This is a genomic window from Levilactobacillus sp. FUA 3915, assembly GCF_044053135.1.
Classification (GTDB): Bacteria; Bacillota; Bacilli; order Lactobacillales; family Lactobacillaceae; genus Levilactobacillus; species Levilactobacillus lanxiensis.
The window spans coordinates 2,424,774-2,439,960 of the sequence record NZ_CP168704.1 but is presented as its reverse complement, the minus strand read 5'-3'; the positions used below and the strand labels follow the sequence as shown (position 1 = coordinate 2,439,960).

At 47.4% G+C, this 15,187-nt stretch carries 10 protein-coding genes; 1 reads left to right on the top strand and 9 read right to left on the bottom strand.

Annotation, left to right across the window (positions count from 1 at the left end; genetic code table 11):
• Window positions 1–134: 134 nt before the first annotated feature.
• Window positions 135–770, top strand: a complete 636-nt coding sequence (locus ACEPST_RS11255) for a copper homeostasis protein CutC (protein WP_308440065.1) — start codon at window positions 135–137, stop codon at window positions 768–770.
• Between the two features lie 75 nt (window positions 771–845).
• On the opposite strand, the gene ACEPST_RS11250 is transcribed toward ACEPST_RS11255, so the two are convergent.
• From ACEPST_RS11250 to ACEPST_RS11210, 9 genes are all read right to left on the bottom strand, one after another.
• Complete coding sequence (locus ACEPST_RS11250; protein ID WP_204121786.1) at window positions 846–2,126, bottom strand: hypothetical protein; 1,281 nt, start codon at window positions 2,124–2,126, stop codon at window positions 846–848.
• A gap of 253 nt (window positions 2,127–2,379) precedes the next feature.
• Window positions 2,380–3,252: a hypothetical protein gene (locus ACEPST_RS11245; protein WP_239064535.1), complete on the bottom strand. Its 873-nt coding sequence runs from the start codon at window positions 3,250–3,252 to the stop codon at window positions 2,380–2,382.
• A 29-nt stretch (window positions 3,253–3,281) separates the two neighbouring features.
• Window positions 3,282–6,485: a CapA family protein gene (locus ACEPST_RS11240; protein WP_204121787.1), complete on the bottom strand. Its 3,204-nt coding sequence runs from the start codon at window positions 6,483–6,485 to the stop codon at window positions 3,282–3,284.
• 38 nt (window positions 6,486–6,523) lie between these two features.
• The gene (locus tag ACEPST_RS11235) at window positions 6,524–8,371 is read right to left on the bottom strand and encodes a hypothetical protein (RefSeq protein WP_395390837.1); all 1,848 of its coding nucleotides are present in this window, start codon (window positions 8,369–8,371) and stop codon (window positions 6,524–6,526) included.
• Between the two features lie 20 nt (window positions 8,372–8,391).
• Window positions 8,392–10,191: a hypothetical protein gene (locus tag ACEPST_RS11230; protein ID WP_204121789.1), complete on the bottom strand. Its 1,800-nt coding sequence runs from the start codon at window positions 10,189–10,191 to the stop codon at window positions 8,392–8,394.
• On the bottom strand, window positions 10,188–10,913 hold the full coding sequence (locus ACEPST_RS11225; RefSeq protein ID WP_395390835.1) for a glycosyltransferase family 2 protein: 726 nt from the start codon (window positions 10,911–10,913) through the stop codon (window positions 10,188–10,190). Before ACEPST_RS11225 ends, ACEPST_RS11230 begins: the two co-directional genes overlap by 4 nt.
• A complete protein-coding gene (locus ACEPST_RS11220) occupies window positions 10,910–12,553 on the bottom strand; it encodes a hypothetical protein (RefSeq protein ID WP_204121791.1) in 1,644 nt (547 codons plus the stop codon). The genes ACEPST_RS11225 and ACEPST_RS11220 overlap by 4 nt, the downstream gene beginning before the upstream one ends.
• Window positions 12,550–12,945 (bottom strand): capsular biosynthesis protein, encoded by a 396-nt coding sequence (locus ACEPST_RS11215; protein ID WP_125763131.1) that lies wholly within the window; start codon window positions 12,943–12,945, stop codon window positions 12,550–12,552. Before ACEPST_RS11215 ends, ACEPST_RS11220 begins: the two co-directional genes overlap by 4 nt.
• Before the next feature lie 23 nt (window positions 12,946–12,968).
• On the bottom strand, window positions 12,969–15,158 hold the full coding sequence (locus tag ACEPST_RS11210) for a Mur ligase family protein (RefSeq protein WP_204121792.1): 2,190 nt from the start codon (window positions 15,156–15,158) through the stop codon (window positions 12,969–12,971).
• Window positions 15,159–15,187: the final 29 nt, after the last annotated feature.

Sequence of the window (15,187 nt, the reverse complement as noted above, 5' to 3'; positions counted from 1 at the left end):
CCCGCTTTCCAGGCTGGAACCGGCCCCATAGCAGGGCGTTTTGAATCCGCCGCCGGGAACGAACCATAAGCTTAACCAGAGTGGATATATTGTACCATACTGTTAGCCGCTTGCGCAGAGCAAGCAGAGAAAGGATGACGATTTTGCTCTTAGTTGAACCGTTACTAGAAAATTATACTGACCTCCCCGCTGCCATTCGTGCCGGCGCCAAACACGTGGCACTGGCCGACAATTTGGCCGTGGGTGGCACGACCGTTAGCAAGGGGGTCATGGCCGAGGCCGTGCGTTACGCCCACGAACACCAGGTGTCCTTAGACCTGATCATCGCCCCTCGTGGTGGCAACGTGCCTTACAACGGCGTAGAAATTAAAATGATGGAAGCCGACCTGTTGGAAGCCCAACAATTAGGTGTGGACGGCGCCATCTTCGGGGCCCTCACCGACCAACACCAGCTGGACGTCGAGGTGCTCAGCACGTTGATTGCCGCCGCTGGTGGAATGACGCTGACATTTGGCCAAGCCTTTGACGAGATTCGGCCCCAAGACCGGGGCACGGCACTGGACTGGTTAGCCAGTCAGGGTGTCGACCGCGTCTTGAGTGCCGGCACGGCCAGTGATGACCGCCAATCCGACTGGGTTGCCAGCAAGCGTTTGGCCGACGCAGATGGTGTGACCCTGGTTCCGGCCAATATCACCGCTGCGGATGCTCAACAGGTTGCGGATGACTTACACGTGAACCTGGTTTATGGCCAACAGGTTTTAAAATTTTAGCTTATTGCGTTTAAAGAGACGGTAGTTGTGGACTAAGTGTTCACCGCTACCGTCTCTTTTTTCTGTCACTGTAAATTAACCTTTAATCATAAAATCCCCATTCTTATCAATGCCATTCACAGCCATGGCCCGAAACAATTTACCCTTGATAGTCTTATCCTTAGATTTATCCGCGTAGGCCGCCAAGTACTGATAGAATCCTTTGAAAGTCGTCGCCCGACTATTCACTAACGTGGCATACATGAGTCCCTCATTGATCAATTCTTTGTTAGCCAAGCTATCATCCCCATGCACAAATAACTGATAAACGTCAAACGGATCATCCTCGAGCGCCGCGTACTGACCATAGTTGATATCAAATAAATCATTTAATGCGCCCCAGACGGTATTGTTGGTCGATTTGCCATACAGTGCGGGATTCTTTTGAACGATAGTGTCGTACGGGAAACCACGGGTTAATCCAAACATGTACCGGTATCGCTGGAAAATTGCCCAGCCTTCCTTGTAACTGACACCCGGGTCGGTATTATAAGCGGAATGACTGGCATAGCTCCCCGCCGCCAACTTGTTGTTGACTCGCCACATGTTCCAGTGAGCCCACTCATGGCTGACCGCAGAATTCATGGTTTCCTGCGTCTGATTGCTGGTATTGATGCAAATGACTGACCGCCGAATCACTCCACCGTCGTTGTCTTGTTTGCCACGGCTGTGGAAAGAGCTTTGACTATCGGTCAGGGTTGGATCATAAATTAAATCAATCGGCTTAAGGGTTGCCCGGTGTGTGTCAATATAGGGTGACGCCGCCTTAATAGCAGCCGCTTGATTCCGATAGACATCCGCGTAGGTTTTGTTTAGCCGCGCAAGCCGATAGTACATGGCCGCAGAAATGACCGGCGTCTGATACACCGCGATCCGTTGAGAGTTGAGCGTCCGGTTCTTGGCGACCGTGAGCGTGTGACTCACCTGATACCGGACATCCTTTAAGGTAATGGCGTAGCCGCGAGTCTTGTTGCCAAAGAAGTACGTCAGCTTGACCTGATCAAATCGGCGGTCGGCTTTTAATTTCAAGTGATTAATCGCCCCAGTTGCGTTCGTTGTCGTGGTTTTTAAAAACACCTGCTTACCGGTCGTCCGGTTAATGCCATAAATATTAACTCGGGCGTTTGCTAAGGGAATCGCCGTTTCGTAGTCAGCCCCACTGTCCTTGATTGAAAAGCGATAGTGCTTAATGGTTAGCGTATTACTGGCTGATGATTGCTGGGTGGTCGCACGTTTAGGTTGCGACTGTACGACTAGTAGCGCTGCTATCCCACAAATAATCCCCAGTCCAATCAGGACTTTTTTCATTGTCTTCATATCAGGCTCCCTCCTCACTAAGAACCACCCTGCCTATTGACGCAGAACTCACAGTCACTTTACTAACCCGGTACCTAACAAAAACGACTCTACTGTCGAAATTCTTCAAACAGTAAAGCCGTTTTCACTTACACGAACGCCCTTCGACCATGAGTTGCCGCATGCATTTATCTCAACCGAGAAACCGCATTTTCCCGGGAGTTTATCTTCATGGTCGCTGCTCGACCCGCTTCGTCCGCTTTCCCAAACTATCTTACTTAAATGTGGAACTGATTTTGCCATCATGATATAGCACGAATGGTGTTTGATCTGTATATACCCATTGGGCTAAACGTTGGGGCCGCTTCCAGCCTAATCCGGCTAACGCCAAGGCCGCACCATCCATGCCCGTGCTCTTAACGCCCTGCTTATTGATGGCGGGGGCCGCACTGCCCACGGACCAGTAGCTCATGACCTCTGAGCCAATCTTCCCGTGAACAAAGGCATTATTCCCTAACTTGCCACCACCCAAACTTGGTATCCCCAGCGCGTGTCCGATTTCACGAATCAAAACGGCTTCGCGCCAGTCTTGTTCTTCGGCAGTTGACAGACCCGCCGATTTCCAATTGGCCGGATGGAAGACCATCCCCTGGCGGTCATAGGTCTGACCGCCCAGCGATTTGTCATCGGTCTTCGTGTCGTGAATGACCTCGTCACTCTGCTTGGCGCTAGCCACCACCGTCACAATTTTTTGACCAGCTAGCGTATTCCAAAAGGTCGCCGCATCCTGCACCATCGACTTGGTCATGAGCTTGGACTCCGTGTAGAGCTGGAGAGTCGCATCCGTTCCCATAAAGTTACTAATTTTCTCCTTGCCTACCTGGTAACGATAGGTCTTCGCTGCTTGGTCCAGACTTGTATTACCCGTGTACTGGGTGCCATGCGTCAGATTGGTCAGCTGCACCATCTTTGACCGTGAAACCATTTTCTGATTCAGCAGACTGTCCTGCGTCGTGTACGCTCGTGACCGCTGGTAGTAGTGATTGTTACCGAACATAGCCCGGTACATCTTGGTCATCCCCCACATGGCGGTGCCGACAACGGCCGCTAGGAGGATGAGTAGCGTCACCCGCTTAACTATTTTCAACAGATGTTCCCCCTCTCTCTCACGTTATTTTAAAACGGCACAACTACCGCATTAATGCCATCACCTAATTTCGTCGTCTTAAACTTCGGACCGTTAAACGCCCGAACCGTTTCAAAATCTTCGTCTGACACAAAGTCTGGCTGCCAGAAGGTCTCACGATTGTCCGCATAAATCGGGCACCAATACAGTTCTTGCTTCGCAATGTTTAAGCGCACAATGGCTGCGTAAGGTGGTACGTCTCGTTTCTTGAATTCGCCGTTATTGTTAAACGCCCCATTACCAATACTGTAAAGAACCGGTGCTGCCCCAACATAGGTAATCGGTTGTAGCCGATGAGGCCCGTGACCAATAATCAGGTCTGCACCTGCCAAGATCAGTCGGTTAGCCGTTTCCTGTTGAGCCGCCTTAATCTCACCATAGTCAGTTCCCCAATGGGCACTAACAATCACCTTAGCGTCGGGATTAGCCTGCTTGTACCGTTGGATGTCATTAATCATCAGTGTATCCAGACAGTTCACCCCGGCCTGCTGATCCTTAGCATAAAAATCAAACAAATTGTAAGCCGGGTTCCGATACCAATAACCATTGAAGAGGGCAACCTTGTGCCCATCATAGTTGAACGCAATAAATTTGCGACTATCCAACCGATTATTTCCGGCCCCAACCGTGGACATACCGGCTTCATTAAAGGCAGCCAGCGTCCGGGTCAAAGCTTGAGGGCCATAATCATTGGCGTGATTGTTCCCTAGCATAGCTAAGTTAAAGTGTCGTTGTTTGAACTCTGCCAGCGTCGGTTCAGCCTTCGCATCCAACACAAAGGGTTTTACGTTGTCTAGTGGACTCGTGCCCTCAGCAAAGACGGCTTCAAAGTTCAAAACGTTATAGGCATCCGGACTAAAGAATTTGCCAATCTTAGCCAAAGAATGACTATACCCATATTTCTGCAAGGCATCCTCCTGCCCATGATTTTCTCGCCGCCGCGTATAGTCTTCACCAAAGTAAGTGTCCGCCAAGACATTCACCACGGGCGATGTCAGATTAATCGGTTCAATCACGGGAAGCTCAGCGCGACTATCCGTTTGGGAATCGACCCAATCTTCCACGACCGCGTCAACGTAGCTTTGGTGTGGACTATTGACAAAGGCAATTGCCTGCTTTCCCCGCGCATCCTGCGTGAAATACAGTCCCGACCGTTCACGCCAATCATTAAAGACAGATCCCACAATCTTCCCTGTCTTAAACAGTTGTGACCGTTTGTGGTAGAATTTGCCGTTAAACATCACTTGTTGGGTGCTCAGCAAGCTAAAGACACCGTTAGGGAGGTCCGTAAAGGCGGCCCCGATTTTTTCTAAATCGCTTAGGGTTGTCCGTTGGGGTTGTTTCCCTGGCCGACCTGTAATGTTGGTAACTGCTTGGTCGGACAATCCTAGTTCTGTGGCCTGCTGCTTTAATTTCTGTAAAATCACCTTGGAACTACCACCATAGAGGTACTCGGCTAAATTCGTGACAACATCTGGTGCAGAGGCGACCATGGCAGTTGAAAGTAATTCAAACACGGTATAACTGGCACCCTTTTCCAACCCAATTTTACGTTTGCTGTGATCCTTAGGCATAGCATTGGTGATTTTTAAAGAATCCGTTAACTGTAGTTTGCCAGCAGCCAAGCGTTCCATGATGGTCAGCATAACTAACAGTCGGCCGACACCATTTCTGCTGTAGGCCTGTGCATTCTGCTGACTAAGACTCATTGCAAAATGACTTTTCTCGCTTGCATAGTACGCTAGATTATCCGTAATATTCTGAGCAATCAGATTGATTGAACTGTTTCGACTGTCACCTTTGATAAAGATCACTAAGTCTGTATCCAGTTCCTTAGCCAGTGCATGCGTCGTCTCATCTGGATTGGTAAAGTACCCGCCAAAGCTATTAAAATCAGCTGCAGGAATCACCCAGTCCATTTCCGGCCCGTAGGTATAGAACTGATCAAACTGTGCAGCGTTCAACAGTTGGGTCACTTCCGTGTGCGTTTTGACTGAGATGTCTCTGAGATTAATAACCCGACCTTCAATAAATAACTTTTTGACTCGTTTACCATTTTCATAATGCTTGGCATACTTAATAAAGTTCTTAATAGATAACAGCTCAGCATTGTGCGTATCATCAATGATAGTGACCTGGTGACCGTTAGCAGTGAATTGACTAACTTTTCTAGTACTGGTCTTCGCACACTTTTCGCCAAAGTCTTGCAAGACATCAGTGGTCATCTGACCGCCCAGTAGATGATAGCTTGCCAAAGCGGCAATCATGTCACTGACCATTCCTTCGTCCAAGCCAGTCGCATCTACTTGTGCGAGTGGCTTTCCCTTGTAGGACAACGTGAGCTGACCATCCTTAGACATACGACCTAAATAATCACTGGTTGGATTAGTTCCATAAGTAACCAAGTTATCCGTATAACGTCTAACAAAGCTATCCACTTCATCTAAATTCTTAATGGCTGAATTGACTAAGAAGGGTTTCCCCGGCTTCAAACCAGCCCCCATTCGCGTTTTAACATCTGCCGTCAACCGCGCATCCCAGCCTTTTTGACCGGCATCAATTTGCGTTAACACAGCCAAATCAAACGGAATCAACGACGCAACACCAATTCTCTCGGCACCGGGTTCACGATAATTAAATGCCATCGCTGCCAATTCAAAGACGTTATAATCGCCTTGTTCGTGATTGAGTCCTTGGATTTTCCCACTCGTCCGTGAATTATGATTACCAACCGAGCTCATGGTCCGACCTAGGTGTGCTAACAGGTAAGCAATCAGTGTCTTCGTGGTACTCTTCCCGACTGAACCGGTGACACCCACATTTTTACCTTGATAGTCGGGCAATGTCGCCCGCAACAATTGTTCCATTGCTTGGTAGGCATCTGGGACGACTAACTGTGGCACATTGGTATCAGCTACTGGGTGCTCCACAATCGCCATCTTTAGATAATCATGTAAGCTTCTCACTTTCTCATGATTGTCTTTGAACGTGTTTAAATAGACCCCTGAGTTTCCAGAACCTTTACGCCAATTCTCCAAGGACATGGCAAACAAAAGATTTTTTGCTCCGATGTCCCGTCGAATTTCACCTGAATACAGCCCGTAGTGTTGAATCGTTTCTGTCTCATCAACAGGCGCCTCCACCCACTGACCACCAACGATATCATGAACTTGCCGCATACTAAGTTCCGCCACAACGACCCCTCCAATTACTTATATTTTTTCATTTCCTTCTAAATTAACTGCCACTTAACGCCATAACGATAGGCATACTCGTAACCTTCATACCGACCATTGAATTGCTTTTCCAATAATTGCCAGTACTTATCTTCATGAGTGATTTCCAATGCCATTTCAATCACCCTTTGTCTAGCGGATTGTTTACCCGCACGATTAGCAATCTCACGATCAAAAAACGTGATCATTTCTTCAGGCTGCTGAACAAGTTGCTTAAAGTTTTCAAACTGATTTGGCAGAAATCGCTTAAATGCATACCGCGCTTGTTCGCCCGCCATCGCAGAGATTTTCAAATCATTTTCAACCAGGTACATGTATCTAGCCAGTATATAGCCCGCAATTTCTGCGTTCATCCGGCCATGTCGAACGTGAAAGCTGCCAAAAAAATTGTTAATTCGTAAAACCTCTGCTCGCGTCTTATCATCCACCAACCCCTGTCGCAATAACCGGGTCACCGTTAAAATACTAAAGCGATTATCCGTTCGTGCAGTGCTCATCAAGTAGGCTGGAGAATCCTGTGGCTTGATATCGTGGTGCAACCAGTACCGATAAAGCACTTGGTTGGCACTCGTACTCTCTTCACATTCACGCCATAAGCTTTCTTGCTCTGCCGCGCTAATTCCCGGCAAAGCATACCGAATCGACGACTTATAAGTTTCTGGTTGCTCCGCTAAAATTGGTCGCTTAATTCGTAGCCAGTGATGACTGGAAAAATCTTCCTTTTCAGCAAAGGATTTCAATTCAAGCAATTCTTCATTGGTCACGCGATCTAACATCGCCGACGACAGCCGTTGGATGTTTTCAAGAACATGTTTAGTTGAAGCTTGTTGAATCTCCGGTTGCGCTTGCTGAGCAGCTGTTTGCTTCTGCCACCAGTGTTTACGCGACTTTTCAGTCGCAACTGGCTGCGTTGATTGCATCATAAATTGATCCAAAATAACTTGTGAATTCAGGGTCACGCCCAAGGCATCATGTACCAAGTGCTTTCCTTGCCCAGAGTGAAACAAATCCGGAAACTCAATTGGTTTGGTCACTTCCCCCAAAGACTTTGCGTCCTGTAAACTACCAATTCGAAAATGACTGGCTAATAGCCCAAAATACACGGCGTAAACGCGCTCGAAGAATTTAGGGAATTCTGTCCCCCCATTTTTCGTATAAACCGCTAAATCCTTCAGCAATGGGTAGAAGTCAATTACGCGATAATAATCACGAATAATCGGATAGTCCCGAATGAAAGGATAGATAAAGAATTGGATATTGGCCACAATTCCTCGGGTGAAGGTCAAATCTGCAATATCAAAGTTCGTTAGTTTTCGAATATCTTTGCTGTACCCCATGAAAGCGAAATCGGTGAATTGCAGAATCCTACCAGTCCGTGCTTTAAAAATAGCAATCTGGTGTTCAAAGACTTGTGGAATCTGTGTCAGATTTTTAGCCTTCACTTTATCCCCCACAAGTGGTAGAGGATCTGCTTCATCTAGCATAGCTACCAGTCGCTTAGTCGCCGGTAATGCCCGATCTGTTCGTGTCTTGATGACAATTGCATCCGTTGGAATCAAGTCCAAAGCCGCCTGCATTTGTTTTGCCTGACGCCAATAGTTAACCGAATTCGCATGCATATCCGCAACCAAAGCATCATTGGTTGGCGACATCACAATGGCCACATCATTCAACGCTAACTTCATCTGGAGATCGCCCAATTGATCAAATTCATGTTCCCAAGTACTCACGACGATTCCCTGGATAATTCCTTGTTCTCGGCAGCGTAACAGGTAGTCCAGCATCAAACTAAAATCTACTTGATCACGAATGTTTCCACAGACCATTGCCCACACAGACCGCATAAAATCCCCTCCAAAATTGCTTATTCGCCACGCAGTAGTAAGCCTTGAGCTACTGAATATTCATAAACACCACGGATGGTCGTCTCCTTATCAGTAAACAAAGGCTGCAGTAATTCCCAATACTTACGATTTCCCGTTAATTCCAACGCCAATTCAATGAGTCTTCGATGAACCACTGGCTTATTTATCTCAATTGCATGCGCAATTTGCGCATCAAAAATTTGTATCAAACGTGCGGGATGTTTGGCAAGCGCTTGTTTAACCTCATCACTTTTTTCACTTGTCATGTAACGACGTAGATAATAATCCACCTGCAAATCCAATTCACGTGGAATCTCTTGACCACTCTTCTGTAAATATAAAACACGATTCAAGACGTAACACGTTATCTGGATATTACCACCGCCGTGCTGCCGATTTAACTTTCCCTGCGTATTGTTGACACGTAAAATTTCGGCTGCATCATTCGCATGCAAATAATTTTTCCGTAACAATCGCATCATCACCAGAATGCTTAATGGCAAACCATCTTTGGCACCACTGGATAAGTAGGCAGCTGAATCTTCAGGCGTTATCTGATGATTTAACCAAAACTCAAGCAAGACCCGATCTGTCGAGCCAACAGCCGCACACTGTTCCCACAGTGTTTTTTGTTCTTGGTCAGAGATACCAGGAAAATGATACGCCATCGTTTTCGCATATTTTGGGGGTTGCCGGTCTTCAATCACTTGCCCGTTAAGAAGCCACGGTTGGGTAGAAAATTTAGAATTACGCGTATAAGCCTTTAAATCTAAGATTTCGGCCGGTGTCGCCCGCTCAAATGTCTGGCGAGTAGCGGTATGCATCTTTTGCAGTACCGCCAATGTCGTTGCACTGACTTGATTTGTTGGCTGGGTAATGAAGTCATTAACAACCTCTGCACTATTTATTAACGTTCCTAAGCTAGAGTGCGTTAGGTGGCGATTAGCCGCTCCATGAAAGAAGTCTGTAAACTCAACGGGGAGTGAAATTGTCTTGAGTCCCTCTGGCCACAAACTCCCCAACCGGAAATGCGTTGCCAAGATACCCAGATAAACGGCATAAAACCGCTTTAAAAACTCAGGAAACTGGTCACCACCCGCGGCCGTGTACCGATCTAATTCAGGAATTAGTGCTTCATATTTGATTCGCCGTTCGTAGTCCTTAACGATGGGGTAGTCCCGGACAAACGTGACAATAAAAAATAACATGTTGGCGTTTAAATACCGTGAGAAATAAAATTCTGGGACCTCAAAGTGTAACATTTTCCGTAGGTCCTGACTGTACCCCATGAAGGCAAAATCAGTGAATTGAAACGCACGATTAGTCCGTGGTCGAAACGCAGCAACTTGGTGCGTGAAAACTGCCGGAAATGCCGGCAAATTCAGCCGTTGCTTGCTTTCTTCCACCAAGGGCAAAGGATCTTCGTCCGCCAACATTTCAACCAGTTTACGTGTAACGGGCATTGCCCGATCCGTTCGCGTCTTCAAAACAATTGCATCAGCCGGGATTACATCCAAAGCCCGTTGCAACTGGGTGGCCTGTCGCCAATAATTTACGGCATTTGTCTTAATGTCCCCCACTACACGGTCGATTGGCCGGGTCTTGACTACGGTCACGCCATTATCGGCTAGCAACTGCGCAACGCCGGGTTCCTTCTCTAGTTCACCCTCCCAGGTGGAGAAGACGATACCCTGAATCGTTCCCGCTTGCCGACAACGAAGCAAGTAATCCAAAATCAACCGCACATCTAACTCATCTCTGACTGCGCCACAAACGGCAGCCCACACAGCTGGTCTCATTCTGTCGCTGCCTCCTTAAACACCGCCAGTTCCTCTGGCGTCCCCAGGACATGCACCGTGTTAAACGGGATGTCCGTATAGGTAATCTTCGCCTGTTGCTTGAGCAGGTAGTGATACATCGGTGCCACGTAGACCTCGCCGTACTCCGCCTGGATGGCATCCCCGTAGTGTCGATAAATCTCTACGAAGTCGCCGAAGGTATTGAAGTAGTAGAAGCCCACCGACGCGTGCTCTGAGACGCGCCGCTTTTCCACCACGTCCGTGACCTTACCCGCGTCGTCCAGTTCCACAAAGGACCAGTGGTCACCGGGTGCTGTAAAGGTTGTCAGGTTGCCGTCACAGCCCCGTAAGTCTTCGCGGAGAATGTGGCCGGGTAAGACGTAGGTGTCGATGTTATAGACCGCCAGACTATCCTTGGGATTCAAGACGGACGCCGCGGCCATCACGGTCGCCGCCTGCCCACGAGTCACTTCAGATACCGTCACGATCTTGTAACGGTGAATGCCGGCCTTTTGAATCAACTTGCGGAGATTATCCGGCTGATACTGACCTTCCCGCACAACGAAGACAAATTTTTCATTCACGAAATCCTTTAAGGAGAGCATGGCCCACTCGAAGAGACTCTTGCCCCGGACCTCGATTTCATGTTTGGGAACGGTGTATCCCACCTTTCTAAAGCGTGAGCCCTGTCCCGCCATCGTAATCACAACCTGCAACTTCATCCCTCCATTACTTTTACCATAAATGGGGCAAACTTGGTGACCCCAACCGCCAACATGGCCTTCTGTCGTTCCGGCTTATCCTTGTGCAACGGAATCATACTCAGGAATAGCAAGGACTCAATCAACTGAATCTGCTGGTAAGCGTGGGCATCCCCAAGATGCTCTTGCAATTTTTCCTCAAATAAATGCCCAATCGCCTCTTCGTTTCCGGTGACGTTCAGACCGTAGTCCAGCCGCCCGGTCTCATCGGCATCCACGTTGAACATATCCGAGATGATGCAGTCGTACTTGCCGGAGAAGCTGTGCATCAGCTTCGCGTAATCGTACTTGGCATCCCCATAGATGTCGAACTTGCCAAACTTGCCCCGCGGATCAATCAACCGCATCACGTGCTTGGTGTTGTCATACAAAATGTTGGTCATGCAGAAATCGCCATGAATCACCGCAAACGTGTTGCCCTGTAGCACGCCACTCTGCTCGAGAACCGTTGGTAATGCCGCAATGATCTCATTGATGCTGGGATAGGTCTCGCCATTGATGACCAGCGGCTTATCCGCAATCGTGGCGTAGAAGTCGTCTTCATCAATCAGGCGATGAAGCCGATTGACCGTCTTGTCCAGGTACATGTCGCTGACCGTCGCCTGATATTCATCCTGGTTGACCTCGACCTGATAGTCGTTCATTTCTGAGCGCAGGAAGAAGAGCTCGTCGATAATTTCCCGCCAGAACCCTAGCTCAAAGTTCCCATAGAGAAAGAGGTTGTGCAGGCTTTCGTAGGAGAAGTATTCCATCTCCACGAACGGTGCGTTGTAGTTCAACGAGTAGTCGAAGATTCGCGGCGCAATGTAGGAGAGCCGTTTAGGCAACTTCAGGTACCATTTGACTTCACCCAAGAACTTATCCACATCGGTACTTTCCTTGCGAATGATGCCCCGTTTAAAGTCAATGTTGGTCTTGTTAAAGAACCGTGCTTCGACCTGCTTGGCTTCCACATATTTATCACTATGCCCAAAGTCCAACCACTGGTCGGTCTCGGCCACCGTTAATGGATGTTGCTCGTCGTAGATCCGTAAGTTTTCGTAGAAGGACTTGGCGCCCTGCCACTGCTCAACCAGTTCCTGACCGGCACTGAAGTTGAACACTCCCACGGCCGCGTCAAAGTTTGCCTGGGTTGAGTCCTGAACCACCTTGTCCGCGAAGACCACGTGCTGCTGGTCATCGTAGGTCACCGTGGTCCACCGTCCGGCATCGCTGACCGCGTGCGTAAAGATTGTATCCGGTCGTGAGAGGTTTTGAGCCTTGACCACCGTGTCACCGAAGATGATGGTCAGTTCGTCCACCGTCGTTTGCGCTTGTAAGCTGTGAAAGGCTTGGGCAACGGCTTCACTCAGGTTCAGTCCACTGGCCACCTTGATGGGTGTGACTGGTAAATTTTTTTGATCAATATAAGCTGCGACCGAGTCATCACTGGCACTGACTGCCACGTATAAGTTATAGTCCGCCTGATACTGGGCTACGGTTCGGTCAATGATCCGTTGGCCATCCGTCACCGGAATCATGGCTGGATAAATCGTCCCGAACGTCGTCTGCATATCATCCGCGATTTCAGCTGCGGAAAGCATTAACAAAGTTTTAGTCAATGGATGTCACGCTCCTTTTCAACCAAATCTGCCAGCTCTTCTGGTGAATGCTTTAACAGTTCGCTTGGACGAAAGGCCCGGTCGTCAATGTAGTAGCCCCCGCGACCCGCCCACGGCTTACCGAAAATAATTTCGTCGTAAGGCACGTCGTACTTGGCGAGCCACTCTTGGGTCATGGGTGCCGTGTACTTGTTGATTTTGCCGAGGTTCCCCGCGTACGTCCGCATTTGTCGCGAGGTGAACAAGATGATGTGATAGCCAGCTGCTTGATACTCCCGCATTTTCTCAATCATACTGGCCTTGGGTGTCACGTCTAAATACGTCTGTTCCGCAGTCTTCAAATCACACAAGGTGCCATCGATATCAACCACTAAACTCGTTGTTTTATCCATAATGATTCCCCCCAATACTTTTACTAACTCTCAATCAACGGAAAACTAGTCTGGTGCTGTTTAACAGCCTCACTGACTGCATTTGCCTCAGGACTATTAATAAATGCCAACACCTGTCTGCCAGTTGCACTGTTTAGAAAAAGCAGACCGTTTGCTTCATTTGCCCCAAAGAAGATTGACCCAATAACAAGACGATTTTCCAATAGTCTTGACCTTTTCTGATAGAGCTTACCATCGGTACGTAACTGTGCACGCTGCAACCCTAACAGACTAAAGAACTCATTTGGTACCTTGGCAAAAGCTTCGCCAATTTTTTCAAGATCACGCAAATATGTCCTTTGTGGCTTTCTGGTTGGCCGTCCCGTCAAATTAACCACCGCACGTTCAGAAAGATTAAGGGCCTGTGATTTGGCTGACAGCATTTCTTGTGCGCCTGACAAACTACCACCCATAAATTCCGCAAGATTAATCAGAATATCTGGGGTCGGTGCAACCAGTGCGACACTTAATAGTGACCAAATGGTTAAACGTTCACCCTGTTGTAAGCCAACTTTGTTAACGCTCGAATCATTTGCCAATATACGTTTAATTGGCACCGCATCTAGTAAGTGCAACTGACCACTCGACAGTCGTTCCAGACATTCTAGGATAACTAGCAAGCGACCAACACCGTTTCTACTGTACGCACAATTACTCGTTTGTAAATCAGACATGGCAAACGCATTGCCACCTTCCGCGATATACTGACTGTCTCGAGCTAACCGGTTACCAATTAATCCAATACGCGATTGGCGACTAGATCCCTTAATAAAGACAAGTTCATTTTCAGTTATTTGTTGAGCTACAGTTTGTACCAGCGGACCTACCTTATCAAAATGACCACCAAACACGTCCTTGCTTAGATGCTCATCCAATACGTTTATATCTGGCCCGTATGTGTAAATTCGCTGAAAATGTGCCCGATTAAACACTTTAGCTAATTCTAAATAAACAGCCTCAGCTTGCTTCCCTAAATTCACGATTCGTCCCACAATAAAGATTTTCTTTGTCTGCGAACTCACTGGTAAATTTTCCGCATAGTCTATAAAGTTCTTCATCGAAAGTAGCTCTGCATTGTGTGTGTCGTCGATGATCTTTAGTTTCTGCTTGTTGACAACAATTTCATGTGTCTTGCGGCTAGTTAATTTCTGACACTGATTTTCAAGATACGTCACCTGGGATTCACTGATTTGACCCATCAATAAATGATAGGCAGACACGACCGCCACCACATTTGAGGCGAGCCCTTTATCAAATCCCTGGACACTCATCTTGACCAGTTGCTTACCCTCGACATATACAACTAAATCAGAATCATCTTGTATCACAGCCTTAAAATCACAGCTTTCTGAAAAGCCATAAGTGATAATATCTTGCGTATATCGATGAGCCAATTCAATAACTTCATTGATATTCTCAATATCTCCATTCACTAAGAATGGTTTCCCAGGTCTTAATCCATAGGCAATACGACTCTTAAAATCTGCCATCTGGTGAGCATCATAACCGCGTTGACCAACACCCACCTGAGTTAAAATTGCCAAATCAAGTGGCACATCTGCGGCGATTCCCACTCTATTTTTGCCATACCAGAGCGCTGAAACCGCAATTTCAAGAACGTTGATCTGTGCTTTGCCGTTATTTAAAACGGTAACCTTGGCACATGTCCGCGAATTATAATTTGAAGGTGTCTTATGAGTTGGTACCTTTTGACTTAACAAATCAGCCAATAGATTCTTGACAGTACTCTTTCCAACTGTCCCAGTGACCCCAATATTTTTTCCGATATGATTGGCATTAACGACTGCGAATAATTTGTTCATTGCAACATAAGAATCTTCAACCTGAAGCTGAGGAACCTGAACATCAGGAATCAAGTGCTGAACAATAACCATTTTCAGAAGCTCTTGAATTCCTTTGACCTTTGTGTGTGTATCCACTGTTGAGGCGGCGTACACACCACCATTTCCAGTTCCTTTCAGCCAAGTTGGACCATCCATTGCGAAAAACAAGTTAGCCTGATTTTCTTGTAAAAGCTCTCCTGTATACACGGCATAGTTTTTGACGACTTCATCTAAATTTTTAGGTAAAATCAACCACTTACCGCCCACAACAGCTGCAATTTCTTTCATCGATAAAAACGATTCATTCAGCACCACCTGCTCATCCCCCATTCAACAAAACAACTGATGACTTTACTTAC

What these genes read in the sequence shown, in the direction of transcription:
- ACEPST_RS11255 (WP_308440065.1), top strand. Translation starts at nt 135, where the DNA reads ATGACGATTTTGCTCTTAGTTGAACCGTTACTAGAAAATTATACTGAC.
- ACEPST_RS11250 (WP_204121786.1), bottom strand. Translation starts at nt 2,126, where the DNA reads ATGAAGACAATGAAAAAAGTCCTGATTGGACTGGGGATTATTTGTGGG.
- ACEPST_RS11235 (WP_395390837.1), bottom strand. Translation starts at nt 8,371, where the DNA reads ATGCGGTCTGTGTGGGCAATGGTCTGTGGAAACATTCGTGATCAAGTA.
- ACEPST_RS11230 (WP_204121789.1), bottom strand. Translation starts at nt 10,191, where the DNA reads ATGAGACCAGCTGTGTGGGCTGCCGTTTGTGGCGCAGTCAGAGATGAG.
- ACEPST_RS11225 (WP_395390835.1), bottom strand. Translation starts at nt 10,913, where the DNA reads ATGAAGTTGCAGGTTGTGATTACGATGGCGGGACAGGGCTCACGCTTT.
- ACEPST_RS11215 (WP_125763131.1), bottom strand. Translation starts at nt 12,945, where the DNA reads ATGGATAAAACAACGAGTTTAGTGGTTGATATCGATGGCACCTTGTGT.
- ACEPST_RS11210 (WP_204121792.1), bottom strand. Translation starts at nt 15,158, where the DNA reads ATGGGGGATGAGCAGGTGGTGCTGAATGAATCGTTTTTATCGATGAAA.